Annotated in this window: 19 protein-coding genes; 8 read left to right on the forward strand and 11 right to left on the reverse strand. The window is 71.7% G+C overall.

All coding sequences use genetic code 11. The features are described from left to right. Positions 1-39: 39 nt before the first annotated feature. Positions 40-903: a TylF/MycF family methyltransferase gene (locus ACGF3C_RS26010; RefSeq protein ID WP_355006647.1), complete on the forward strand. Its 864-nt coding sequence runs from the start codon at positions 40-42 to the stop codon at positions 901-903. A 69-nt stretch (positions 904-972) separates the two neighbouring features. Here ACGF3C_RS26010 and ACGF3C_RS26015 read toward each other — a convergent pair whose 3' ends face one another. After that, positions 973-1962, reverse strand: a complete 990-nt coding sequence (locus ACGF3C_RS26015) for an LCP family protein (protein WP_357234146.1) — start codon at positions 1960-1962, stop codon at positions 973-975. A gap of 245 nt (positions 1963-2207) precedes the next feature. Here ACGF3C_RS26015 and ACGF3C_RS26020 point away from each other — a divergent pair, with 245 nt between their 5' ends. From ACGF3C_RS26020 to ACGF3C_RS26045, 6 genes are all read left to right on the forward strand, one after another. Further along, the gene (locus ACGF3C_RS26020; protein ID WP_088989215.1) at positions 2208-2357 is read left to right on the forward strand and encodes a peptidase; all 150 of its coding nucleotides are present in this window, start codon (positions 2208-2210) and stop codon (positions 2355-2357) included. Next, on the forward strand, positions 2354-2896 hold the full coding sequence (locus ACGF3C_RS26025) for a hypothetical protein (RefSeq protein WP_357234149.1): 543 nt from the start codon (positions 2354-2356) through the stop codon (positions 2894-2896). Before ACGF3C_RS26020 ends, ACGF3C_RS26025 begins: the two co-directional genes overlap by 4 nt. Further along, positions 2886-4439 (forward strand): glycosyltransferase, encoded by a 1554-nt coding sequence (locus ACGF3C_RS26030; RefSeq protein ID WP_393226065.1) that lies wholly within the window; start codon positions 2886-2888, stop codon positions 4437-4439. Before ACGF3C_RS26025 ends, ACGF3C_RS26030 begins: the two co-directional genes overlap by 11 nt. 6 nt (positions 4440-4445) lie before the next feature. Then, the gene (locus tag ACGF3C_RS26035) at positions 4446-5309 is read left to right on the forward strand and encodes a choice-of-anchor P family protein (RefSeq protein ID WP_393226067.1); all 864 of its coding nucleotides are present in this window, start codon (positions 4446-4448) and stop codon (positions 5307-5309) included. Positions 5310-5315: 6 nt separating this feature from the next. Next, on the forward strand, positions 5316-6476 hold the full coding sequence (gene wecB, locus ACGF3C_RS26040) for a non-hydrolyzing UDP-N-acetylglucosamine 2-epimerase (protein WP_393226070.1): 1161 nt from the start codon (positions 5316-5318) through the stop codon (positions 6474-6476). A gap of 127 nt (positions 6477-6603) precedes the next feature. Continuing rightward, positions 6604-8064, forward strand: a complete 1461-nt coding sequence (locus ACGF3C_RS26045) for an acyltransferase family protein (RefSeq protein ID WP_393226073.1) — start codon at positions 6604-6606, stop codon at positions 8062-8064. A gap of 65 nt (positions 8065-8129) precedes the next feature. Here the strand turns inward: ACGF3C_RS26045 and ACGF3C_RS26050 are convergent, their stop codons facing one another. The 5 genes from ACGF3C_RS26050 to ACGF3C_RS26070 all read right to left on the reverse strand — a co-directional run bounded on the left by ACGF3C_RS26050 (position 8130) and on the right by ACGF3C_RS26070 (position 12623). Then, entirely contained in the window at positions 8130-9332 is a 1203-nt protein-coding gene (locus ACGF3C_RS26050; protein WP_393226076.1) for a YeiH family protein, read from the reverse strand. Further along, on the reverse strand, positions 9332-9478 hold the full coding sequence (locus ACGF3C_RS26055) for a hypothetical protein (RefSeq protein ID WP_357207237.1): 147 nt from the start codon (positions 9476-9478) through the stop codon (positions 9332-9334). Before ACGF3C_RS26055 ends, ACGF3C_RS26050 begins: the two co-directional genes overlap by 1 nt. Positions 9479-9652: 174 nt before the next feature. Next, positions 9653-9733, reverse strand: a complete 81-nt coding sequence (locus ACGF3C_RS26060; protein WP_355006783.1) for a putative leader peptide — start codon at positions 9731-9733, stop codon at positions 9653-9655. 312 nt (positions 9734-10045) lie between these two features. Then, positions 10046-11839 (reverse strand): adenylyl cyclase, encoded by a 1794-nt coding sequence (locus tag ACGF3C_RS26065; protein ID WP_393226343.1) that lies wholly within the window; start codon positions 11837-11839, stop codon positions 10046-10048. A gap of 511 nt (positions 11840-12350) precedes the next feature. Further along, on the reverse strand, positions 12351-12623 hold the full coding sequence (locus ACGF3C_RS26070; RefSeq protein ID WP_393226079.1) for a GlsB/YeaQ/YmgE family stress response membrane protein: 273 nt from the start codon (positions 12621-12623) through the stop codon (positions 12351-12353). 430 nt (positions 12624-13053) lie between these two features. Between ACGF3C_RS26070 and ACGF3C_RS26075 the strand changes: the two genes are divergently transcribed. Then, positions 13054-16095 carry a BTAD domain-containing putative transcriptional regulator gene (locus tag ACGF3C_RS26075; RefSeq protein ID WP_393226082.1) on the forward strand — a complete coding sequence of 1014 codons (3042 nt, stop codon included), beginning with the start codon at positions 13054-13056 and terminating at the stop codon, positions 16093-16095. A 7-nt stretch (positions 16096-16102) separates the two neighbouring features. Here the strand turns inward: ACGF3C_RS26075 and ACGF3C_RS26080 are convergent, their stop codons facing one another. The 5 genes from ACGF3C_RS26080 to ACGF3C_RS26100 all read right to left on the reverse strand — a co-directional run bounded on the left by ACGF3C_RS26080 (position 16103) and on the right by ACGF3C_RS26100 (position 23709). After that, positions 16103-16657 carry a dihydrofolate reductase family protein gene (locus ACGF3C_RS26080; RefSeq protein ID WP_357234717.1) on the reverse strand — a complete coding sequence of 185 codons (555 nt, stop codon included), beginning with the start codon at positions 16655-16657 and terminating at the stop codon, positions 16103-16105. Between the two features lie 73 nt (positions 16658-16730). After that, positions 16731-17297 carry a hypothetical protein gene (locus ACGF3C_RS26085; protein ID WP_357234719.1) on the reverse strand — a complete coding sequence of 189 codons (567 nt, stop codon included), beginning with the start codon at positions 17295-17297 and terminating at the stop codon, positions 16731-16733. A gap of 17 nt (positions 17298-17314) precedes the next feature. Beyond that, positions 17315-19162 carry a S9 family peptidase gene (locus tag ACGF3C_RS26090; protein ID WP_393226086.1) on the reverse strand — a complete coding sequence of 616 codons (1848 nt, stop codon included), beginning with the start codon at positions 19160-19162 and terminating at the stop codon, positions 17315-17317. Next, positions 19163-20941, reverse strand: coding sequence for an N-acetylglutaminylglutamine amidotransferase (locus tag ACGF3C_RS26095; RefSeq protein ID WP_357233755.1), 1779 nt, complete (start codon positions 20939-20941; stop codon positions 19163-19165). Between the two features lie 98 nt (positions 20942-21039). Beyond that, positions 21040-23709: a glutamate--cysteine ligase gene (locus tag ACGF3C_RS26100; RefSeq protein WP_393226089.1), complete on the reverse strand. Its 2670-nt coding sequence runs from the start codon at positions 23707-23709 to the stop codon at positions 21040-21042. Positions 23710-23725 lie beyond the last annotated feature (16 nt).

The raw sequence follows: 23725 nt of genomic DNA on the forward strand, positions 1-23725 counted from the left end.
CCAGCTGGCTACAAACGACACTGAGAAGGAGACAGGCCGATGAGTGAGATGTTGATACCCACACAGGCGTCCGAGCCGTCGCTGGACGACCCCCGCGCCCTCTACTGCGATCTGCTCAAGAAGGCGTTGACCCGCTATGTCTTCCGCGAGACGTGGATGCCCTATCACCCACGTCAGGGCTCCCTGCACGGCCGGATCCTTCAGCACGGCCGGCACCTGCTGCGACGTAAGGGCCTGGAGCTGGTGCTCCAGTTCCCGTTCGACGCGGAGGCGCGGGCCACCGGCCGGGACTGGCCGCCGGAGGCCGAGACCATGATCGGGCTGCGGCGGCTGGACAACCTGGAGCGATGCGTCAAGGACGTGTTGGAGCGGGGTGTGCCCGGTGACCTGATCGAGACCGGTGTGTGGCGGGGCGGGGCGGTCATCTTCATGCGCGGGATGCTGCGCGCCTACGGCGACCGGGACCGGACGGTGTGGGTCGCGGACTCGTTCCGCGGCCTGCCGAAGCCGGCTCCCCACCGGGTCGAGGACGTCGAGGACGCGCTCTGGCAGGTGCCCTTCCTGGCGGTGTCGTTGGAGCAGGTGAAGGCGAACTTCGAACGGTACGGACTACTCGACGGCCAGGTCCGGTTCCTCAAGGGCTGGTTCTCGGACACCCTGCCGACCGCGCCGGTGGAGCAGATCTCGGTGATGCGTCTCGACGGGGACCTCTACGACTCGACGATGGTGGCGCTGCGCTCGCTCTACCCGAAGCTCTCCGTCGGAGGCTACGTGATCATCGACGACTACCACGCGGTACGCGGCTGCAAGCAGGCCGTCGACGACTTCCGCGCCGAACACGGCATCGAGGACGAGCTGCATCAGGTGGACTGGACCTGCCGCTACTGGCGGCGGTCGCGCTAGACCTGGCCGGACAAAGGGCGGCGGGTGGGAGGTCCTGGGACCTCCCACCCGCCAACTTTTTGCTCGTGCTCAGTTGGCCGGCGGCGTCTGCGGGTTGGCCGCGACCCACTGCGCCACCCGGTCCTCGCGCAGGGCGGCGAAGAGCGCCGGGGCCCTAACCTCGTCCAGCCGCACCGCGGACCCGGCCGGGGTCTGCAGGTTCGCGTCGCTGAACGGGACGGTGACGAACTGGACGGTCTCCGGATTCACCTTGCGCAGCACGAGGGCGAGGTCGGTGAGGTTCAGGTCTCGGTCGACGACAAGCGATTCGGCCGCGGTGGTGAGCACCCGGTCGAGTCGGGTCGGGCTGGTGAGCAGATCTGTCGCGGTGACCCGTTCGGCCAGGGCGCGTACCACGAGCTGTTGGTCGTGGATGCGGCCGAAGTCTCCGCCGGGCACGCCGTGCCGCTGCCGCATCAGGTCGTCGGCCGCCTTGCCGTCCAGGTCGTGGCAGCCCGCGGGCCAGGTGGTGCCGGTGTCCGAGGACTTGACGGTGTACGGCAGGCACACGTTGATCCCCTCCACCGCGTCCACCAGCTTGCGGACGGCGGCGAAGTTGGCCACCAGCACGCCGTCGAGTGGTAGCCCGGTGAGCTTGGCGACCGTCTCGGCGGCCAGGGCGGCGCCCCCGAACGCGAACGCGGCATTGATCTTGTTGGGGCCGCCGGCCCAGGTCTGCCCCGCCGCGGGCACGTCGACGTAACTGTCCCGGGGGATGGAGACGACGGTGGCCGCCTCTCGCGCGGCGTTGACGTGCACCAGCATGATGGTGTCCGACCGCTGCCCGGGGTAGAGGGCCTGGTCCGGCTCGCCGTCGCGGGAGTCCGACCCGAGCAGCAGGAGATTGAGCGGCCCCGACTCCCACCGGCGGTCGTCGTGGGTGCCCTGGCCGAGGATGTCCTCGCGCTGGACCCGGCCCTCGTACCGGTGCTTCACACCGAAGCCGACGGTGACGAGGCCCGCGCAGAGCACGCCGAACATCAGGAGCAGGGCGAGGCCCGCCTTCTTCCACCCGGCCATCGCCCGCCACCTCGACGGCGCCGGCGTGGCCGTGCGTCCGGGGATACCGGTCACCATATTGACCACCTCTGCACGAACTCTCGGGACGCTGAACCTGTTGTGTGGCAAGGGATGCGACCGCTCGGGACACGTGCCTGCCACACTCACGAAGCATTTAATCACTCTTTAGGGTCTCTATGCCGCTTTATCCCCTTTGCCCGATTTTGCGGTGCCATTCTGGCCTTCGAGTGAGCGAGGGAGTTGGCATGTACGGAGTACCCACCAAGGGGCCACACATCGGAGGTGGCCTTGCCGCCACCGGGGTTGCCGTTCAATCCTGGTTGCTGGTCGGCGTCGGGCTGGTAGTGCTGGGTCTGGCACTGTGGCTCGTCGCCATGTTGGGCCGCGAGCGATGACAGGTTCCCGACGCGGGTCGTGGCTGCGCGCCAGCGCAGGTGGCCTGATCGGAGTCGCCGCCGCCGTCGCCATGCTCTGGCGGTGGCACGACATCGCCAGCGCGGAGGCGTGGCTGAACGCCCATCTCGTCAACGCCGTCGGGTTGGCGGACACCAAATCCATCGGCGCGGCCGTGATCTTCCCACTGGACGAGCGCTGGGTCGGCTTCATGGTCTCCAGCGGCTGCTCGGTCGCGATGTTGCTGATCCCGCCGATCGTGCTCGCGTCGACGTTGATCGGGTTCCGCCGCATCTCTCTGACGCGTGGAATCAACGCCCTGGCGATGGCCGTCGCGCTGCTGGTCACTGTGAACCAGATCCGACTCGGCGCGGTGGTGGTCTCGATGCAGACCTGGGGCTTCAAACTGGGCTACGAACGCAGCCACGTGCTGATCGGCTCGGTGATCACGACCGCCGGTCTGATCGCCGTCACGATCCTCTTTGTGGTCCTGGTCAGCCGGACCAAGCGGATCGCCGGGACGGTCGCCGGTGTCCACTGAGACGCAGTCGCTCGCCCTGCTCAACACCGCGGCGTTCCTGCTGTGCGTCAGCTTCTGCGCGTACGTGCTGAGCATCCTGGTGTTCCACCTGAAGAGCGGACGTAGTCGGGGCGGCAGCCCGGACGGCTTCGACTGGCACATCATCGTGCCGTGCCGCAACGAGGCGTCGGTCATCGGCGACACCGTGCGGCGTCTGCTCTGCGACTTCCCGCAGGCGACCGTCTGGTGCGTCGACGACGCGTCCGACGACGGCACGATGGCCGAACTGGCGGCCTTCACCGACCAACCGCGGGTGCACGTGATCCAGCGTCAGCTACCGGACGCGCGACAGGGCAAGGGCGCCGCGCTCAACGCCGCCTGGCGACGCATCGATCAGTCGTTGCCCGCCAACGCGGACCGCAGCCGGGTGATCGTCGGCGTGCTGGACGCGGACAGCCGACTTGACCCGCAGGGTCCCGTCGCGCTCTCCGGCCGTCAGTACTTCGGCTCGGCGCAGATCGGGGCGGTCCAGGTGGAGGTGCGAATGCTCCAGTGCGCGCCGCGCCGGTACGCCCCGACCACCGAGGTCGGTCGCTGGGGACGGCTGCTGATCCGGCTACAGGACATGGAGTTCCGCGCCCCGATCGCCGCCATGCAGTCGCTGCGGCGACGCACCGGCAGCGTGGCGATGGGCGGCAACGGGCAGTTCACCCGGCTGTCCCTGCTCAACGAGATCGCCGACCAGCACGGCACACCGTGGCACGGCGCCCTCCTGGAGGACTTCGAGCTGGGCCTGCACATCCTGCTGGCCGGGGGCCGCACCGAGTACTGCCCGGAGAGCTGGGTGGCCCAGGAGGCGCTGACCCGGATCCGCCCGCTGGTGCGGCAACGCACCCGCTGGGCCCAGGGGTCGATGCAGTGTGGCCGCTACCTCGGTAGGGTGCTGCGCTCGCCACGAATCCGCAACTCGGCCACCCTGGAGATCGCCCACTTCCTGGCCGCACCGTGGACCCAACTGCTCGGCACGCCGATCTACATCGCCTGCCTGGTGGTGATGTCCTACTACATCGACAACACAATGGGTGGACTGCGCGGCTGGTGGAGCAGTGGCGGCTGGGGCGTACCCCCGTTGGTGCTCGTCTTCGGCATCGGACCGTTCGCCCTGTGGGGCATCGTCTACCGGATCCGTTGTGAGCCGCAGTTGTCGATTCCCAAGGCCCTGCTGCTGGGCGTCTGCCACTGGCTGTACAGCTATGCCCAGTCGCTGGCGGTCTGGTTGGCCTTCGCCCGCATGGTGACGGCCCGCACGGACTGGCAGAAGACCGCCCGTGCCGCCGATCCGCAGCCGCAGCCGGCCCGGGCCGTGGGCCGGGTGGCTGTCGGCCAGGCGGCCGTGGGCCGGGCCGCCGTGCCGGCACAGCCCCGCCGGGCCCAGCCGGCACGCCGGTCGGGCCGCAACGACGGACCGCGGTCGATCCGACCGCCCCGGCACCTCAGCCACCTCACGCACCTCACCACCACCCCCACCACAGACCGCCCCGCAATCGCCCACATCAGAAAGTAGACATCTATGCCACGAGTTAGATCCGGTCTCGCCCGCACCGCCGCGGTGCTGGCCGGTGGTCTCGCCATGGTCGTCCTGGCGGCCTCCCCGGCGATGGCCGACACCTCCCAGTCCTCCGCCTCGGCGCTCCAGATCAGCCTGCTCGGTGGTGGCCTCGCCAGCTCCGGCACGGCGTCGGCCACCAACGACGGCACCACCGAGTCGATCTCCGGTAACCAGAATCCCCCGCTGGGCGTGCTCGGTGGGCAGACGGTCATCACGGCGGGTGTGCTGAGTCAGAACGTCCGGGCGTTCAACGACGGCACCTCGGCGGCCTGTGCCGGGGTTCTCGGCCCGGGCGGCACGATCACCATCGGTCCCGGCGGTTCCTGCATCGTCACGCCGGGCACCGGGGTGACACTGAACCTCGGGACCAGCGGCCTCGCCACGATCTCACTGGTCGCGGACGCCATCTACTCGTCGTGCACCGCCACCAGCAGCCCCTCGGCGACAGGCACCGCGAGCCTGCTCAACGCCCGGATCGTCTCGACGATCCTGGGTGTGGAGACGACCCTGCTGAGCCTGCCGATCAACCCGGCGCCGAACACCGGGCTGAGCATCCCGGGGCTGATCGACCTGACCCTCAACGGCCAGTCCAGCTCGGGCGTCGGCCAGCTCACCGTCACGGCGCTGAACCTGACGGCGCTCGGTGGAGCGCTGGCCGGTGTCACCATCGGCACGTCGAGCTGCGGGGCCAACGCGGTCGCTCCCCCCATTCCGGTGATCCCGCTCGCCGGGGCACCGCTCGCGCTCGGTCTCGGCGCGCTCGTGGCCGGCACCACCGGCGGGTTCTCGCTCTACCGGCGTCGCCGCGCGGCTGCCAGGAGCTGACCCGACATGTGTGCGAGCAGCTCGACACCGCGAGAGGTCCTGATCCTCGCCGGCACCAGGCCGGAAGGAGTGAAGACCGCGCCTCTGATCCACCGTCTCCTCGATGATCCGAGGTTCACGGTACGGGTGGCGGATACCGGTCAACAGCCGGGACGCGTCGCCGAGGCACTCGCCCCGTTCGGTCTCCGCCCGGAGGTGAGTCTGCGCCCGCAACGGCGTACCGGCTCGCTCGCCGAACTGGCGGCGGCACTGATCACGGGCATCGACGAGCTGCTCGCACACCACCGTCCAGCGGCGGTCGTGGTGCAAGGGGACACCACGACCGCCCTGGCCGGCGGGACCGCCGCGTTCTGGCGGCACGTCCCGGTCGTCCACCTGGAGGCCGGACTGCGGACCAACGACCTGGACCGGCCGTTCCCGGAGGAGGCCAACCGGGCCATGCTCGCCCGTATCGCCGCACTGCACCTGGCGCCGACACAGGCGGCGCGGGCGAACCTCATCGGTGAGGGCATTCGCTCCAGCGCGATCGTGGTGACCGGCAACACCGTCGTGGACGCCCTGCACGACCTGGTCGAGCGCGGCATGGCCCAGGCACCGGACTGGGTCGACCCGGCCCGCAAGCTCGTCGTGGCCACCGTGCACCGACGGGAGAACTGGGGCCACGGGGTCACGGCCACTGTGGACGGGCTCCGTCGCCTGGCACAGGCGTGCCCCGACGCCCAGATCGTGATGGTCGCCCATCCGAACCCGCAGCTCAGCGCGGAGGTCACCGCGGGCCTCGCGGGCGTGACCAACGCCCGGGTCACGCCACCACTGCCGTATCCACAGATGGTCGGGCTGCTGCGGGCGGCCGACCTGGTCGTCACCGACTCGGGCGGGCTCCAGGAGGAGGCCGCCACCCTCGGGGTGCCGTTGTTGGTCACCAGGGAGACCACGGAACGTCCGGAGGCCCTGACACCGGGCCGCGGCGAGTTGGTGGGCACCGATCCCGAACGGCTCCTGTCGGCCGGGCTCCGCCACCTCGCCAGCGGGCGGACTGCCGTCGTGGGGTCGCCGTTCGGTGACGGGCGGGCGAGTGACCGCTCCGTCGTTGCCCTGGCGGGGCTGCTGAACGTACCGGCCCGTCGGGTCGTGCAGCGTCGCCGCACCGCCGCCGCTGTCAGCTGACGCCGGCCGATACGGACAATCATCTAAATTTCCGGACAAACCTCCCTTATCCACTGATAATTGGCACATCGATCGGCAGCGCTCCGATCCGTCGGTCCAACAGTTCAGTGATCAGAGGAGTCGTCAGGTGCAGGCGAAGTTGAACGGGCAGCGTTCCGCGACGCTGCAGGGCAGATACTCCGCCCAGCACAACGCCTTCGGCGTCCTTCGCCTGGCGATGGCGTGTGGCGTGATCATCGCGCACGCCGGCCCGCTCGGCTTCGGCCAGCACAACCTCGGCGCGGCCACCTTCGGCCGGCAGAGCGACCTCGGCACCCTGTGCCTGTACGGATTCTTCCTGATCTCGGGGTTCCTCATCACCGACAGCGCGCTGCGCTCCACGCTGCGCCAGTACGTCCGCGCCCGCCTGCTGCGGGTCTTCCCCGGGCTGTGGGCCTGCCTGCTGGTCACCGCGTTCGTCTTCGCGCCGCTGGCCGCGCTGTACGAGAACGGCAACCTCGACGGGTTCTGGGGGCACCCGGAGGGGCCCTTCGACTACGTCACGACGAACTTCCTCGCCTCGATGGAGCAGTTCCCCATCTCCGGGTTGCTGGCCGACACCCCGTACGGCCTGATCGTCGGCGGGCCGAGCGCGTTCGACGGTTCACTGTGGACGCTGCGGTACGACCTTGCCTTCTACGGGATTGTCGGCATCCTGGTGGTGACCTCGGTGCTGCACCGGGCACCTCGCGCGGTGCTCGTCCTCACCGCCGTCTGTTACGCCCTGGTCCTACGCGACTTCTTCACGGGGCCGACCTGGAGCTCACGTCCGCCGCAACACGGCGCGATCGGGCCGTTCCCGCTGCTCGGCGCGTTCGCCGCCGACTGGACGCTGATGCTCGGCTTCCTGTTCCTGCTCGGCGCCGCCGCCCGCCTGTACGCGCACCGTGTTCCGGTGACCAGAGAGCTGGCCGTGCTGGCCGGGGTCGCGTTGGTCGGCTCGCTGTGGCTGGGTGGGTTCTTCGCGGTGGGTGTGCCGGCGTTCGCCTACCTGGTGCTCTTCGCAGCCGTCGCGCTGCCGAAGCGACTGTCCGCGATCAGCCGCCGAAACGACTACACGTACGGCATCTACATCTACGGCTTCCCGGTGCAGCAGCTGATCGCCCTGCTCGGCGGCGCCCGATTCGGGATGCTCGGCTACATCGCGCTGAGCCTGCTCGGCGCCCTCTTCTTCGCCGTTCTCTCCTGGCACCTGGTGGAACGGCCCGCTCTCGGGTTCAAGACCGGCAGCGGACGCGCACGGCACCGGCGCGCGGGCCGCACCACCAGCCCTCACGCCGTGCTGATCCCCAGCCCGGTGAGCGTCAAGGGAGCCGAGGCGCGCGCCGGCCGACACAAGGCGGGTGCCCGGCACAGCCGGTCGTCGAAGAACGCCCCGGCCACCGCAGCCACCCCGCGCCGCGCCAAGCGGCTCACCGGGACGGCGGCGTCGTTCCTGGCGGTGCCCGTACGGACCAGGAAGGACCTTCCGTTCGACCCGGTGAAGACGCCCACCTCGCACGCCCGGTCGGGTCGGTCACACCGCGCGCCGACCACACCGCCCCGCTGATCAGAATGGGGCCGGAGCCAGGCTGGCTCCGGCCCCAGCACCGTCCGCAGGGGCAACCGGCTGACTCAGGCCGAGAAGTTGCGGAACAGCAGGGACGCCAGGGCGAGCGCCAACGCCAGGTTGAACACTGTGGCACTGGCGAACACCGCCACCGGTCGCCAACCCGCCTCCCGCAGCGACGCGACCCGGACCTCCAGGCCGATGCTGACGAAGGCCAGGATCAGGAACCACACGCGCAGGTCGTTGACGATGGCGATGGTGGCCTTGCCGTCCGCGCCAGCGGCGTCGAGGTACCAGGTGGCGATGACCGAGGCCGCGATGAAGCCGAGGACGAACTTCGGAAACCGCGTCCACAGCTCACCGAGGCCCGGTCGGGCCACGCCGGGCCGTCGTTCCACCCGCAGTGTGAAGTACGCGGTGAGCGCGACCGCCACCACACCCATCAGGGCATTCTGGGTGACCTTGACGATGCTGGCGATCTGGAGCGCCTCCTCACCGGCGAGCGCTCCCGCTGCGGTGACCGCCGCCGTGGTGTCGATGTTGCCACCGATCCAGGCGCCGGCCACCGCGTCGGAGAGCCCGAACACGTCGGCCAACCAGGGCAGGACGAAGATGGACGGCAACGCGAAGACGATGACCAGACTCGCCGTGTAGGCCAACTGCTCGCGGCGCGCCCGCACGGCGCCGGCGGCGGCGATCGCCGCGCTGACCCCGCAGATCGACACCGCCGACGCGAGCAGCGCCCGCAGCTTGTCGTCGAGACCGAACCTGCCGGCCAACCACCAGGTGAACAGGAACACCCCGCTGATCAGCAGAATCGCCTGGGCGATCGCCGGGCCGGCGGCGCTGGCGATGACGGCCAGGTTGATCGACGCCCCGAGCAGCACCAGACCGGTCTTGATGAAGAACTCGGTCCGGAACGCGGCGGCGATCCGGTCCCGCCACCCGAGCAGCGTGGCGGCGACGTTGCCGAGCAGGCCGAGCAGGATCGCGTACACCGGGTATTCGATCGCCGCTCCGATGTCCTCGACGGTGGTGCCCTCGGCCCAGGCCGGGACGTTCTGCTCCAGATAGCGGGTGAGCGCGGCGAGACCGACCACGATCAGCAGGCCGAGCACTGTCCACGCCCAGAACGCCCCGTCACGCGCCACATTGGTCGGCTCGGCGGGATCGGCTGTGGTCGACGACGTGTCGCGCTCGCTCTCGGTGGGCGGGTCGTCGGCAGAGGTGCCGGGCTCGTTGCCGGTGCGGGTCGCGTCGGCGGTCATCAGGGCACCAGCCCGGCGGGGATGGCACCGAGCAGGACCAGGGCGAGCAGGGCCAGGCCGAGGATGGTCGCCGCCCAGTCCTCGTTGAACGCGAGCCGGGAATCTCCGGCGGTCTCCGGACTGGGCGGTGACGGATCGGTGGTCATGACGTACCTCCAGGAATGGCCCGATCCGGCCGTGACGGGATCGGTTGAGGGCGAGCAGGCAAGACGGGGCCTCGGTGACCGCGCGAAGGGCCGCCGGGCCGGTTGGGCCACGGCGCGGCGCGATTCGGCAGCGGGGCCAGAGGAAGGGTGCGGGTGGTGCCAGCCGGTCGGTGGTCAGCGACCCGGACAGAGCTCGGAGGCGACCCGCATCAGGTCAACGGCCCGACGCGAGGTGAGGAACGGACCATCCGGCATTGGCCCATTTTCCTATCGACTCGATAGGAATTCAAGACCGTGAGCGAGATTCCCCACCAGCCGTCGACGGCAGGCGGAGGAGACCCTGCGGCTCAAGCCGTGTCAGAGGTTCCCCTGAGCAGGCGGGATCAGGCCCTGCGAGGGCCTTCGTCGCCGCCAGCACGCGTTGGCGATTGCGGCCGCGGTATGGACCGGCCGCCGGGTCGCAGTCGAGCTAGGCAACCACCCGCAGCAGGCCGGGGCCCCGACAAACCAGCCCAGAGGGGCCGGAGCCATCGCCGGCTCCGGCCCCGTCGGTACGCCCGATAGCCGCTACGGGGTCGGGTACTGGGTCAGATAGACCGGAGCGCCGACCTTCGTCATGTCGGCGGCGTCCCCGACGCCGTTGACCACGTGGTCGATCGTGCCGGCGCTGAGGTTGACGGTCATGATGTGGTGCAGCCGCACCCCGGGCCGGTTCGGGACCTCGAAGCCGTTCTCGGTGTGGATCGACGGGTTGTTCTGGTTGAACACGTACACCCCGCCGCCGTACAGGGTGTGGTGACGCACCCGGTCACCGACCTTGTACCCGGCCCAGCCCTCGACCGCGCCGTTCATCCAGTCGGCCTGCGTCGGCGGGTCGTACGGCAGCTCGTTCTGGTAGAGGATCGTGGTGCCGTGCTCGCCGTTCCAGACCGTGTTGTAGCGCTGGAAGTGCTCGACGAAGAGGCCCGTCGCTGTCACGTGGTCGCCGTTGATGACGGCCCCGTAGCGGCCGGTGTTCGTACGCCAGCGGTCGGTGTCACCGTTGACGCCCTCGGTGAAGCCCTCGACGCCGTGATCACCACGCCACACCCAGGTGTGGTCGATGAGCACGTTGTCGCTGTTGACCTCCAGCGCGGTGTTCGTCCGCCCGATGTGCGGGCCGCCGACCCGGAAGTACACGTCGGAGAGCGTGGTCGGGTTGTGCGGGCTGCTCGCGTTGCGGCCGTGCTCACGTCCGACCCGCAGCAGGACCGGCGACTCGACGAGGCCGGCGTCGATCGTGACACCGGCGACGATCACCCCGGGAACACCGGCCACTTCCAGCGGGATCGCGCCGTTCACGGCGGTCAGCGTGGCGTGCCCGATCCCCAGCACCACGGTGTTCGGACGCCGAACCTCGATGCTGCGCGCGATGTCGTACGTGCCGGGCGTGAGCAGCAGGTGCTTGCCGCGCGCCAGCTGGCTGTTGATGACGCGTACCGAGTCCGACGGCTTGGCGATGTAGAAGTCGCCGATCCCGATGGTGCGCCCCGGCGTGATGCCGTCAGCCCAGGAGACGCCCCGGCTGTCGCGCTGCGCGGCGGGCACCCGCACCTGGTAGCGACCCTTGCCGTCGACGAAGAGGTAGGGCTTCTCCCGGCTCAGCGGGGTGGTCTCCAGGGTGGTGTACGGCGGGTCGGGGAAGGTGGCGTCGTCCGGCGCGCCCTCGACCCCCGCGAACACCTGGTTCCACACCGCGTTGGACCAGCTGCCGACCTCACTGTTGCGGGTTAGCCACTGTTGCTGTGAACCGTTCGTCGTGGCCGGCAGCCGGGAGTCGGCGATGAACCCGCCGCTGGCGTACTGCGGGCCGGCGGTGCAGTAGTCCATCAGCGACAGACCGCCGCCGCCGATGTTCAGGCGGCGCATCGACACCGCCTGGGAGACCGCCCAGAAGTTCGCCGACGACCGGCAGTCGTCCTGGCCGGCAGCGTTGATGGTGAGCGAGAGGTTGGACAGGGTGCGCCAGAAGTTGACCAGCGCGAGGCAGTTGCCGGTGCCGCCGTCGGCGAGGCAGCGGTTGTAGACCTCCAGCTTGCCGTTGACGGTGACGTCGGTGGGCGAGGCGCCCAGGCCGGACACCTCGGTGTAGTAGCCGACCTTGGCCTGCAACGGCTGCGCGGCCGTGCCGTACGTGCCGGGCTTGAACAGGTAGGCGTGCCGCTCGGTGCCCATCTCGTTGTCGACCTGCCGGGCGTGCGCCGCGTCGAGGGTCTGCTGGATCTCGCCGACCGGCATGGACGGGTCGAAGATCGTCACGTTCGGACCGAAGTCGGGTGCGCCGTGCGTCGGGCGGTCGGCGCTGGCCACCGTGCTGGTCATCGTGGTGGCGGTGGTCAACACCAGGGCGAGCAGGAGGGTACGACCGGATCTCCGGCGTACGCGTCGGGACAGGGTTGTCACGTGGTTCGTCCTCTCCGCTGGCCGGCGTACTTCCGGCGCAGCTGGGGGCGGTGAGAGCGCTCTCTGAGCCCTGCGGCCGAGGGTGGGGTCGCACCGAAGGGTTGACATGTTTCTACCCCCTGAGCCGGCCGCGCGCCATGACCACGGACAGGCGAACTTCGTCATGCGGTGATGCGAGCCGCCTCGTTGTCAGCCAGGCAGCACCGACGCAAGCATGCCCGGGGGGCCTCGTGGTGGCGGCCGGTGCTGAGCGGCGCAGCTCCGTTCCCCTGAGACGTGCATCAGGCCGGGGCGCATTCATCAGCGCACGGCAGACGGGTCGCCGAACGGCCGGCCCATTCGAACGGTGACGCAGCGCCGGCCCACCCTCCTGTGGAGGGCGGGCCGGCGCGATGGTGCGATGTCGCGAGCGGCGCGACGGTGCGAGAGGTCAGCGCAGCCGACGGCGGCCGTGGGTACCGGCGACGATCGCCACGCCGACAGCGGCGAAAGCGACCTGCAGGATCAGCTCGATCCAGTCGATTCCGCTGGTCTCGTCAACGCCGAGGGCACCGGCGACGAGTGTGCCGAGGATCGCCGCGACCACACCGATGAGCAGTGTCAGCCAGATGGGGATGTTCTGCTTGCCTGGTACGACCAGCCGGCCCAGCGCGCCGATGACCAGGCCGATGATGATGGCGGCGAAAAAGCCGGAGATTTCCACGGAAAGCCGTCCTTCAAGAGAGAGATGTAGTCGACGCCTTAATTGCCCCAAGCAACCAACCGCAAAACATCCCCACCCCAGCCCACGCACCCCATCCCACGCGATCTTGCACTTTGTGCTGCTGTAATGCGGCTTACGCCACCTATGTCACCGCAGAAAGTGCAAGATCGCGCGAGAGTGGGTCTCCCGGACGGCGGCAACTCCTCCGTCGATGATGGAGTTGTGGTGGGGCACAGGACGGTTGTTCGTGGCTGAAGCGGCCACCATAAATCCATGATCGACGGAGTGGGCGTGGCGGGGCGGGGCGGGGCGGGGGGCGGGGCGGGGGGCGGGGCGGGGGTCGGTGCTGGTGGGTCGCTCTGTGGTGCGGGAGCGGGTCGGTGGTTTCCGTCCGTCGCTGTGTGCTTTGGGTCGCCTGACCGGCGCTAGGATGACCGCCGTGCAGTTCGGGGTGCTCGGGCCGCTCGCCGTGACCACGGACGTCGGCGAGCCGGTGGTGGTGCCCGGCACCAAGGTGCGGGCGTTGCTGGCCGACCTGTTGGCCAACCGCAACCAGGTGGTCTCGGCGGACCGCCTCATCGACGACCTGTGGGGTGACGACGCTCCCGCCAATCCGACCGGGGCCCTCCAGGTGCGGATATCGCAACTGCGCAAGGCGCTCAACGATGCCGAGCCCGGCGCCCGCGAGCTGGTCGAGTCCCGGCCACCCGGCTACCTGCTGCGGGTCGACGCGGTCGACGTCGACCGCTTCGACGAGCTGGCACGCTGCGCCGACGTCGAACGGTTGACCGAGGCCCTCGCCTTGTGGCGCGGCGAGGCGTACGCCGACGTGGCCGACGCCGAGTTCGTGCGGGCCGAGGCGGCCCGCCTCGCCGAGCAGCGCCTCGTCGTTCAGGAGCGGTTGGCGCAGGCCCGGCTGGCCCGGGGTGAGCATGACCTGGTGGCCGCTGACCTGGCTGAGCTGGTCGCGAGGCATCCGCTGCGCGAGGGCCTGCGGGCGGTGCAGCTTCGCGCGTTGTACGCGGCCGGCCGCCAGTCCGAGGCGTTGGAGAGCTACGCCGAGCTGCGGGCCCGCCTCGCCGAGGAGTTGGGCCTCGACCCCGGCCCGGAGCTGGTCGCCCTGCACCGCAGGATCCTCGAACAGGACGCCGGCCTGAACGCCCCGCCGAAGGCCGCGATCGTCCGGGGCAACCTGCCGGCCCTGCTCGACGAGTTGATCGGGCGGGACGAGGCGCTGGCCGAACTGCGGGCGTTGCTGCCCCGGCAGCGGCTCGTCACGCTGGTCGGTCCGGGCGGCGTCGGCAAGACCCGGCTGGCCACCGAGACGGCCCGCGCGGCGTCCTACCCGGACGGCGTCCGACTGGTCGAGCTGGCCCCGCTCCCGGCCGGTGACGCCCGCGTCGCCGAACAGGTCCTCGGCGCTCTGGGCGCACACGAGGCCGCCGGAACAACCCAGTCCCCCGCCGACCGGTTGGTCACGGCCCTGCGGCACCGGCAGTTGCTGCTCGTGCTGGACAACTGCGAACACGTCATCGAACCGGTCGCCGAGCTGGTCGCCCGGCTGCTGCGCGACGTGCCCGGGGTGAGCGTGCTGGCCACCAGCCGGGAGCCACTCGGGCTGACCGGTGAGCGGCTCTGGGAGGTACCCCCACTGCCGGTGCCCGACGACGGTGACCTGGACGCGGTCCGGCGGTCGGCGGCGGCGCGGTTGTTCGTCGCCCGCGCCGCCGCGCAGCAGCGCGGTTTCCGCCTCGACGGGCTGACCGCGACGCCGGTGGCCCAGCTGTGCCGCCGCCTCGACGGGCTGCCGCTGGCGTTGGAGCTGGCCGCGACCCGGGTCCGCGCGCTGGGCGTACGCGGGGTGGTGGACCGGCTCGACGACCGGTTCCGGCTGCTCACCTCCGCGCAGCGGGACGTGCCACCCCGGCAGCGGACGCTCACCGCGGTGATCGGTTGGAGCTGGGACCTCCTGGACGAGTCCGACCGGGTGGTGCTCGCCCGACTGGCGGTGTTCCCGGACGGCTGCACCCCGGAGGCCGCCGAGGAGGTCTGCCGAACCGACCTGGACGCCCTCGCCCGGCTGGTGGACCGATCGCTGGTGGTGCTGGACGATTCCGGCGCGGCCCCCCGCTACCGGCTGCTCGAATCGGTGGCCGCGTTCTGCCTGGACCGTCTCAGCGACGCCGACGAGGTACGCGGGCGGCACGCCTCCCACTACACCGAGCTGGCCGAACGCGCCGACCCCGGGCTGCGCGGGGCCGACCAGCAACGCTGGCTGGCGCTGCTCGACACCGAGCTGGCGAACCTGCGCTCGGCGCTGGCGCACGGTGGCGGGCTGCGCCTGGCGGTCGCGCTGAGCTGGTACTGGTTCCTGCGCGGCCGCCTCACCGAGGCACGGCGGGCGCTGGCCGTGCCCGGCGACGCGGAGCAGGAGGCCCGCGCCGCACCCTGGCGGGTCGGCTTCGCGCTGTCGCAGGGCGAGGTGATCGCACCGGACGACGTGCGCGCCGCAGTGGCCGCCGACCCGGACAGCCACGCCGCGTGGTTCGCGGCCAACGCGGTGATCGAACACGGCGACCTGGCCCTGGTCTCGGAGCTGCTACCCACCGCCGCCACCGACCCGTGGACCGAGGCGGCGGTGCTCACCTCCCTGGCCCACATCGCCCACGCCAACGGTGACCAGGCCACCCTGGAGCGCACCGCGACCCGCAGCGCCGCGCTCTTCGCCGACCTCGGCGACCGGTGGGGTCGGCTCCGGGCGACGGAGTGGGTGGGTGGGCTGGCGGACATGCGCGGCGAGCACGAGCGCGCCGCCGCGCTGCACCGGGAGGGGCTGCGCTGGGCCGAGGAGTTGGCGCTGTGGCCGCAGGTCTGCGCCGAGCTGTCCTGGCTGGCCTGGCTCGCCGTGCAGACCCGCGACTACGCCCCGGGTCGGGAACTGGCCGAACGCGCCTACGACCTGGCGGTGGAGCAGGGCTCGCCCGGCGCGCTGATCTTCGCGGAGATGAGCCTCGGGCTGGCCGCCCGCCGCGACGGCAAGCTCGACCTGGCCGTCACCCACCTCAGCCGCCTCGCCGACCTGGGTCGGGGAGAGAGCCAACCCGCGCTCTACCTGCCGATGGTGCTGGTGGAGCTGGGCTACGCGGTCGAGCAGGGCGGCGACCCGGACGCCGCGTTGGCCCTGCACATCGAGGCGTTCGAGGTCGCCGAGGCGATGGCGACGATGCGGGACGCGGTCGGCCCGCTGGAGGGGATGGCGGCGGCGGTGCGCTCCCCCGAGGTCGCCGCCCGGCTGCTGGGCGCCGCGGCCGCCGCCCGGATCGCCACACTGTCCCCCGCCGCGCCGGCCGAACGCGACGACACCGACCGGGTGACCGCACGCCTGCGGGCCGAACTCGGGCCGGAACGCTTCGACGCGCTGCTCGCCGAGGGCGCGCGGCTGAGCCCGGGCGAGGCCCGGGCCCAGCTCTGACCGGTGCTCAGGAGGTCACCTTCGGCTGGTACGAGGCGACGATCACGCCGCTCTTGTGGACCCGGGTGTCGACCAGGTCGAACGATGCCTTGACGTCGGCCAGCGGCGCGGTGAGGCTGGGGCCGCCCTCCAGCACCGGGTGGATCCAGAACCGGACCTCGTCCACCAGGCCCGCCCGGATCAGCTGGGCGGTGACCGAGCCGAAGCCGTACTGGATGATGTTCCTGCCCGGCTGGGCCTTGAGCGCGGTGACTGCCTCGACCAGATCGCCCTGGAGCACCTCCGTGTTGTTCCAGGTGGGGTTGGTCAGGGTGGTCGAGGCGACGTACTTCTTGACGTTGTTGAAGTACGCGGCGCCCGTGGTCGGGTCGCTCTCGTCCCTGGTGGGCCAGGCGGCGGACATGCCGTCGTAGGTGGCCCGGCCCATCAGCATCGCGTCGGCCTCCTCGGTCTGCGCCCCGGCGAGGCCGGCGGCTTCCTCGTCGAAGTACGGCATGGTCCACATCGGGTTTTCGATGACGCCGTCGAGGGTGATGTAGGTCGAGTTGACGAGCTTGCGCATCGGGATCTCCTGGGTGTCTGTCGTGCTCTCCGGTGACACCCAGAACTCTGCCGGAGCCCGCTTACGATTCGCTTCAGGTGCGCTTACCGGCGTCGTCGACCGGGCCCTGCGCCGGGTCGGTCGACGGGATCGGCAGCGCCTGCGGGGTCACCGTGCCGCCGCCGGTCGAGTGGGCCGGGGCGGGGCGGTCACCGCCGCGGCTGTGCAACCGTCCGCGCCCGGCCGGACCGGCCCGCCGGGTCACCTCGACGGTCACCATCCGCACCGGCGGTGGCGGCGCGGTGAAACGCCCGACGCCCCACCGCACCCAGATCGGGATCCGGCCGGCGTCCGCCTCCGCGCGCAGCTTCTGCACCGTACGGGCCCGGTCGGTGTGGTCGACCTCCACCACGACGGGCGGACCGTCCGGACGGGCACACGCCACGTCGAGCACCGAGTGCCGCTGCTCCAGCGGCGGTGGCAACGGCAGCACGCTGGGCGCGCGCCGGTAGACCCGCCAGCCCTGGGCCTCGGCCCACCGCACCACCGAGTCGATCACCCGCGCGGTGACCTCGTCGGTGTCCAGGTCGACGAAGGTGACCTCGGCCAGCCAGCGACCCAGGTCCGCGGCCAACCGCTCGTCCTGCGCCGCGACCTCCACCGGCGCAGGATAACGCCTCAGCCGACGACGGTCGCGGTCGCGGCGAGGTGCCGGGTCAGCCAGCCGGTGGTGGCCGCACGGGCCGCCTCGGCGTTGACCCGCGACAGGAAGTCGTGCCCCTCCCCGGCGAGCACCAGGTGCCCGTGCGGCACACCCCGGTCGGCGAGGGCCTGGGCGACCTGGGCCGACTCGCCCGCCGGCACGTTGGTGTCGTTGGCGCCGTGGATCAGCAGCACCGGCACGTCCAGCCGGTCGATGTGGGTGAGCGGGGAGAGGTCGCGCAGCAGGTCGGCGTCCCGGTCCGGGTCGCCGTACTTGCTGACGGCGGCGGCGGCGATCCACGGCTCGGTGTCGGCGAAGAAGGTCCGGAAGTCGGAGATGCCGCACTCGGCTACCCCGGCGGCGAACAGACCGGGGAAGTTCACCAGCAGCGCGAGGACCAGGTAACCGCCGTAGGAGCGGCCCAGGACGCCGAGCTGGCCGGGCCGGGCGACGCCGGCGTCGACGAGGAAGTCGGCGCAGGCAGCCACGTCGGCGATCGCGCCGTAGCGGCCGGCGAGGTTGTCGGCGGCGACGAACGAACGGCCGAACCCGGACGACCCACGGACGTTGGGCGCGAAGACCGCGATGCCCTGCGCCACCAGGGCCTGGAACAGTGGGTTGTAACCGGGACGCTCCTGCGCCTCCGGGCCACCGTGCAGGCTGATCGCGGTCGGCCAGGGGCCTGGCCCGGCCGGGCGGTAGAGCCAGCCGGAGAGCGGCAACCCGTCGCGGGCGCGCAGGTCGAGAAGTTGCGGTGCGACACCGGCGTTGTCCGTACGCGGGACGCCGGTGTCCGGTCGCAGCGGGCGCGGCGCCCCGGTCGGCGGGTCGACCAGCCACACCTCCCGGGGCTGCACCGGCCCCTGTGCGGTGAGGCAGAGCAGGCCGCCGTCGGCGGCGAAGACGACGTCGCCGAGCACCTCGCCGGGGGCGGCGACGGCCCGCTGCACACCGCTGTTGAAGTCGAGCAGGCTCAGCTCGCTGCGCCCGCCGTAGGTGTTCCACAGCAACGCGCCGCGCTGACCGTCCGCGCTGGGCGTGACGTGTTCCAGCTCGGCGTCCGGTCGTCCGGCGAGCCGGGTCGGCGGCTGCTCCGGCCGGGTCAGGTCGACCCGTACCAGCGCGGCGAGTTCGGAGTACGCGTCGGTGCGGGCCAGCACGCTCGTTCCGTCCGGGCCGAACCAACCCTGGTCGGTGCTGCCCCGCCCGGTGTCCGGGAGGAGCCGCCGCCGGACGCCGGTGGCCACGTCGAGCACCTCCAGCCAGCGGGCGTTACGGGGGCCGCGGCGCAGCAACGCGGTGCCCGCGTCCGGGGTCACGTCCAGGAGGGTGAGCAGGTCGCCCTGGGCGAGCACCCGCCGGTGCCCGGTGGCCGCGTCGACAAGCAGGGCCTGCCCGTGCTCGTCGGTTTCGGTGACCGCCAGCACGGCGCCGTGCGGCAGCCAGCCGGCCAGCGCGGCGCTGCGGCGGCCGAACCCGGCAACCTGGTGGCGTCGCGTGCCGTCCGGGCGCAGCACCCACAGCTCGGTGCGGGGCGCTCCGCCGGGGGCGACGACACAGGCCAGCCACTGGCCGTCCGGAGACCAGCTCACCGCGAGAACCGGTTCGTCGCCGACGGGCAGCGCGACGGGCGCCCCCGCGTCGACCTGGCAGACCCAGACACCGGGCGCGCCGGCCCGGTCGGAGAGGAACGCCACCCGGTGGCCGTCGGGGGACGGTGCCGGGGCGAAGTCCTCGCTGATCGGCACCGGCAGCGACACCGGCCGGTGGCTCGCGGGTCGGGTCCGCCGGGTGGTGCGCGGCGGCTCAATCCGTACGCTCATCTAAACCCCGATCCGCTGCAACCAGAGCTCCAGCAGCCCCAGCTGCCAGAGCGCGTTGGAGCCCAGCGTGGTACGCCGGGCGTTCGGCGCGTCCAGCAACTCCTCCAGGTAGTCCTTGCGGAACAGGCCCCGCTCGCGCGCCGGCCGGGCGGTCAGCGCGTCCCGCACGTCGTCGAGCAGTGGACCGGAGAGGTGCCGGATGGCGGGCACCGGGAAGTAGCCCTTCGGCCGGTCGATCACCTCGTCCGGGACGATGCCCCGGCTCGCGGCCTTCAGCACCCCCTTGCCGCCCTGCGCCAGCTTCATGGTCGGTGGGCAGGCGGCGGCCAGCTCGACCACCTCGTGGTCGAGGAACGGCACGCGGGCCTCCAGCCCCCAGGCCATCGTCATGTTGTCGACCCGCTTGACCGGGTCGTCGACAAGCATCACCAGGCTGTCCAGGCGCAGCGCCGCGTCCAGCGCGGTGTCCGCGCCGGGCGCGCCGAAGTGCGTGGCGACGAACTCCAGGCTGGCGTCGTGGTCGAGCATCCACTCGGGCGCCAGGTGCCCGCCGAGCGCGTCGTGGCGACGATCGAAGAACACCCGGGCGTACGCCTCGACGGCGTCCGCGCGGGCCACGTTGGCCATCGGCGGGTACCAGTCGTAGCCGGCGAGGATCTCGTCGGCGCCCTGGCCGGACTGCACCACTGTGATGCGCTGCGAGACCTCCTCGGAGAGCAGGTGGAACGCGACGCAGTCGTGGCTGACCATCGGCTCGCTCATCGCCTCGATGGCCTGGTGCACGGCGGGCACGAACCGCTTCGCGCCGATGCGGATCTGCTGGTGGTCGGTGTCGAAGTGGCGGGCCATCAGGTCGGAGTAGTGGAACTCGTCGCCGCTCTCCCCCGCCGCCGCCTCGAAGCCGATGCTGAAGGTGGCCAGGCCGGTCTGGCCCTGCTCGGCCAGCAGGGCGACGATCAGACTGGAGTCGAGACCGCCGGAGAGCAGCACGCCGACCGGCACGTCGGCGACCATCCGCCGTCGTACGGCGGTGCGCAACGCCGCCATGAGCCGTTCCTGCCACTCGTCGGCGGACATGGTGGGGGCGGCGGCCCGGTTGAACTCCGGCCGCCAGTAGATGGTGTCGGTGCTCCGGCCGTCCGCGGTGATCACCCGGACGGTGGCCGGCGGCAGCTTGCGGACCCCGGCGAGGATCGTGCGAGGTGGCGGCACCACCGAGTGGAAGCTCATGTAGTGGTGCAGCGCCACCGGGTCGAGGTCGGTGTCCACGTCACCGGCGGCGAGCAACGCCGGCAGGGTCGAGGCGAAGCGCAGCCGGCCCGGCCCCTCGGCCAGGTAGAGCGGTTTGATGCCGAGCCGGTCCCGGGCCAGCACCAGGGTGTGCGTGGCCAGCTCGACCAGGGCGAACGCGAACATCCCGTAGAACCGTTCGACGCAGGCCGTCCCCCACCGGTGGTACGCCTTGAGGATCACCTCGGTGTCCGAGGTGGACCGGAAGGAGTAGCCGGCGGCGGTCAGCTCGTCGCGCAGCTCCCGGTAGTTGTAGACGCAGCCGTTGAAGACCACTGCCAGACCCAGCTCGTGGTCGACCATCGGCTGGGCGCCCGCGTCGGACAGGTCGATGATGCGCAGCCGGCGGTGAACCAGGGCCACCGACCCCTGCTGCCACCGACCCTCGCCGTCCGGGCCACGGGAGGCCAGGGCGGGGAGCATCCGCTCGACGGCGGCCAGGTCCGGTGGCGCCCCGTCGAGGCGGAACTCGCCTCCGATACCACACATGGCTCACACCTCTCATCGGCTGGATCCGCTGGGGGCGCTGACCGGTCCAGGCTTGGCGGACCGGGTTGCGTCCCGATGACGGGTGGGTCAAGCGTCGGTTACGCCGACGGTTCGTCGGCTCCACCGAGCAGCCAGGTGTCCTTCGAACCGCCGCCGCGCGACGAGTTGACGATCATGCTGCCGGCCGGCGCCACCCGGGTCAGCGCCACCGGCGCGACCTCGGCGGTGTCACCGAGGAACACGAACGCCCGCAGGTCGACGTGGCGGGGAGCCAGCGCGGTGCCGTCGAAGACCGGGTGGGTGGTCAGCGCGATCATCTCCTGGGCGATCCACCGGTGCGGGGCCGCGAGGATCTGGTCCCGGACGGCGTCCAACTCCTCCGCCTCGGCGCGGGGGCCGATCACCACCCGGTCACCGCCGTACCCGTCGACCGGCTTGAGGACCAGCTCGTCGAGCCGGCCCAGCACCTCGGCCCGCTGCTCGGGCAGCCCACACAGGTACGTCGGCACGTCCCCGAGCAGCGGCTTCTCGCCCAGGTAGTACTCGATCAGCCGGGGCACGTACGCGTACAGCGCCTTGTCGTCACCGACGCCGTTGCCCAGCGCGTTGGCCAGTGTGAGCCGCCCGGCGTGCACGGCGGCGAGCAGCGGCCAGCCCAGCGGCACCCCGTCCGCGCCGGGCGCGTGCAGCAGCGCCTCCTCGTCCATCCGCAGGTAGATCACGTCGACCTCGCGGCGGCAGCCCTCGCGGACCAGCCGGACCCGCCCCTCCTCCACCAGCAGGTCGCTGGTCTCGGTCAGCGGCACACCCATCTCGTCGGCGAGAAGCCGGTGCTCGAACCACGCCGGGTCACCGGGGCCGCTGCTGAGCACCACCACGGCGGGGTCGTCGGCAGCGGCGGGCGCGGCGGCGACCAGCGCCCGGTACAGCATCGCCGGCGTCTCGTCGGCGGGCAGCAGATCCGCCGGCACCGGCAGCTCCGGCAACACCGCCTGGGTCAGCCGACGGTTCTGCACCGCGTAGCCGATCCCGGAGGGCACCCGCAGGTTGTCCTCCAGCACGTACCAGCCGCCGTCCGGGTCCCGGACGAGGTCGGTGCCGGACACCTGGGCGCGGGTACCCCGCCGGCCCATCAGCGCCCCGGTCGGGCGCAGGCCGGGTGAGGACTCCACCACCCACGCCGGCACCACGCCGTCGGCCACCACCGCCCGGTCGGCGTAGACGTCGCGCAGGAAGGCGTCGAGGGCGCGGGCGCGTTGCACCAGGCCGGTACGCAGGGTCCGCCAGTCGGCGGCGGGCACCACCCGGGGCACCAGGTCCACCGGGAAGAGCCGGGTGCTCGCCTCGCCGGCAACGCTGAACGTCACGCCCCGGGCCCGCTGCTCCTCGTCCCGGTCGTGTTCGCGGCGACGCAGGGCCCCGGCGCCGAGTTGGCGTAGGGCAGCGAGCATCGGGGCGTACGCCGGTTGCGGTCCGGCCGGTCCGAAGACCTCGTCGCCGGCGTCGGCGTACGTGGGCAGCGCCGGCGGCGTCGGCGTACCCGGCAGCGGGCCGCGGACCCGGCCCCGGGTCTCGTCGAGCAGCAGGTCGACCACGTCGGCCAACCGGCCCCGTCGTTCGTACGCCCGCCGCTGCCGGGCGGCGGAGCTGCCGCGTTCCAGCGCGTACCGGGTCAGCTCGCTGACCTGCTCCCAGTCCCCGGTCGCCTCCAACTGTGGGCGCAGGTCGCTCACCAGGCGGCCTACCGCCCGGACGGCCGGCACCGGTCGGGCCGACCGGGGCAGGTCGAGCAGGTCACCTTCCAACCCGGAGCGGGCCGCCCGCCACACGGCGGCGCGCAGCACCGGTGGTCGCACGGCCGTACGCTCCACCCCGGCGCGCAGGGCGGCGACCTCCCGTCGGACGAGCGCCCGGAACAGACCGGTGAGCAGGACGATGGTTTCCACATCGGCGTTGGCGTCGGTGATCCGCAGCTCCACTGTGGGCACGTGCGCCGACGGCCGAACGTCGAAATAGATCATGGCGGGGTCGGTGATGGTCTCGGAGGAAATCAGCTCGGCGACCAGCGCCTCGTGGTCCGCGGCGCTGGTCACCTCGCCCGGGTCACCGGCGGTGGGCCACCGCTGCCAGACCAGGGACCGCACGCTGGCGTAACCGCTGTCCTGACCCATCCAGTACGGCGAGCTGGTGGAGAGGGCCAGCAGCACCGGCAGCCACGGCTGGACCCGGCGGGTGACCGCCACCGCCAGGTCGCGGTCGGAGACGCCGACGTGCACCTGCGCTCCGCAGATCAACTGCTCCCGGGCGAGCATCTGGTACTCGTCGAGCATCCGCCGGTAGCGGGAGGTGGGGGTGACGCTGGGGTCGCCGTCGGCGCGCAGCGGCACCGTACCGGCCGCCACGATGCCCAGACCGGCCCGGTCGGCGACCTGGACGGCCGCCTGACGCAGCCCGGTCAGCTCGGCGCGGATCTCGTCCAGGGTGCGGCAGACCGCGGTGTTGGTCTCCACCACGCTGCGGTGCAACTCGGCGGTGAACGAGGCCGCCGGCAACCGGTCGAGCAACTCCCCGGCACGGGGCACCAACTCCCGGGTGTGCAGATCGACGACGTGGAACTCCTCCTCCACCCCGATCGTGGCCAGGTCCGCCGGGTCACCGTCGTCCAGCGACAGGACCGGATTCGGACGGGGAGCGGGCAGCGTCCGGCCGTTGCCGGACCGGCTGACCGGCTCGTCGTACGTCGGCGCGTTCGTGGTGTTGTCGGCCATGGTCACCCCGGTTCGC

It is taken from the genome of Micromonospora sp. NPDC047762 (assembly GCF_043204655.1).
Classification (GTDB): Bacteria; Actinomycetota; Actinomycetes; order Mycobacteriales; family Micromonosporaceae; genus Micromonospora.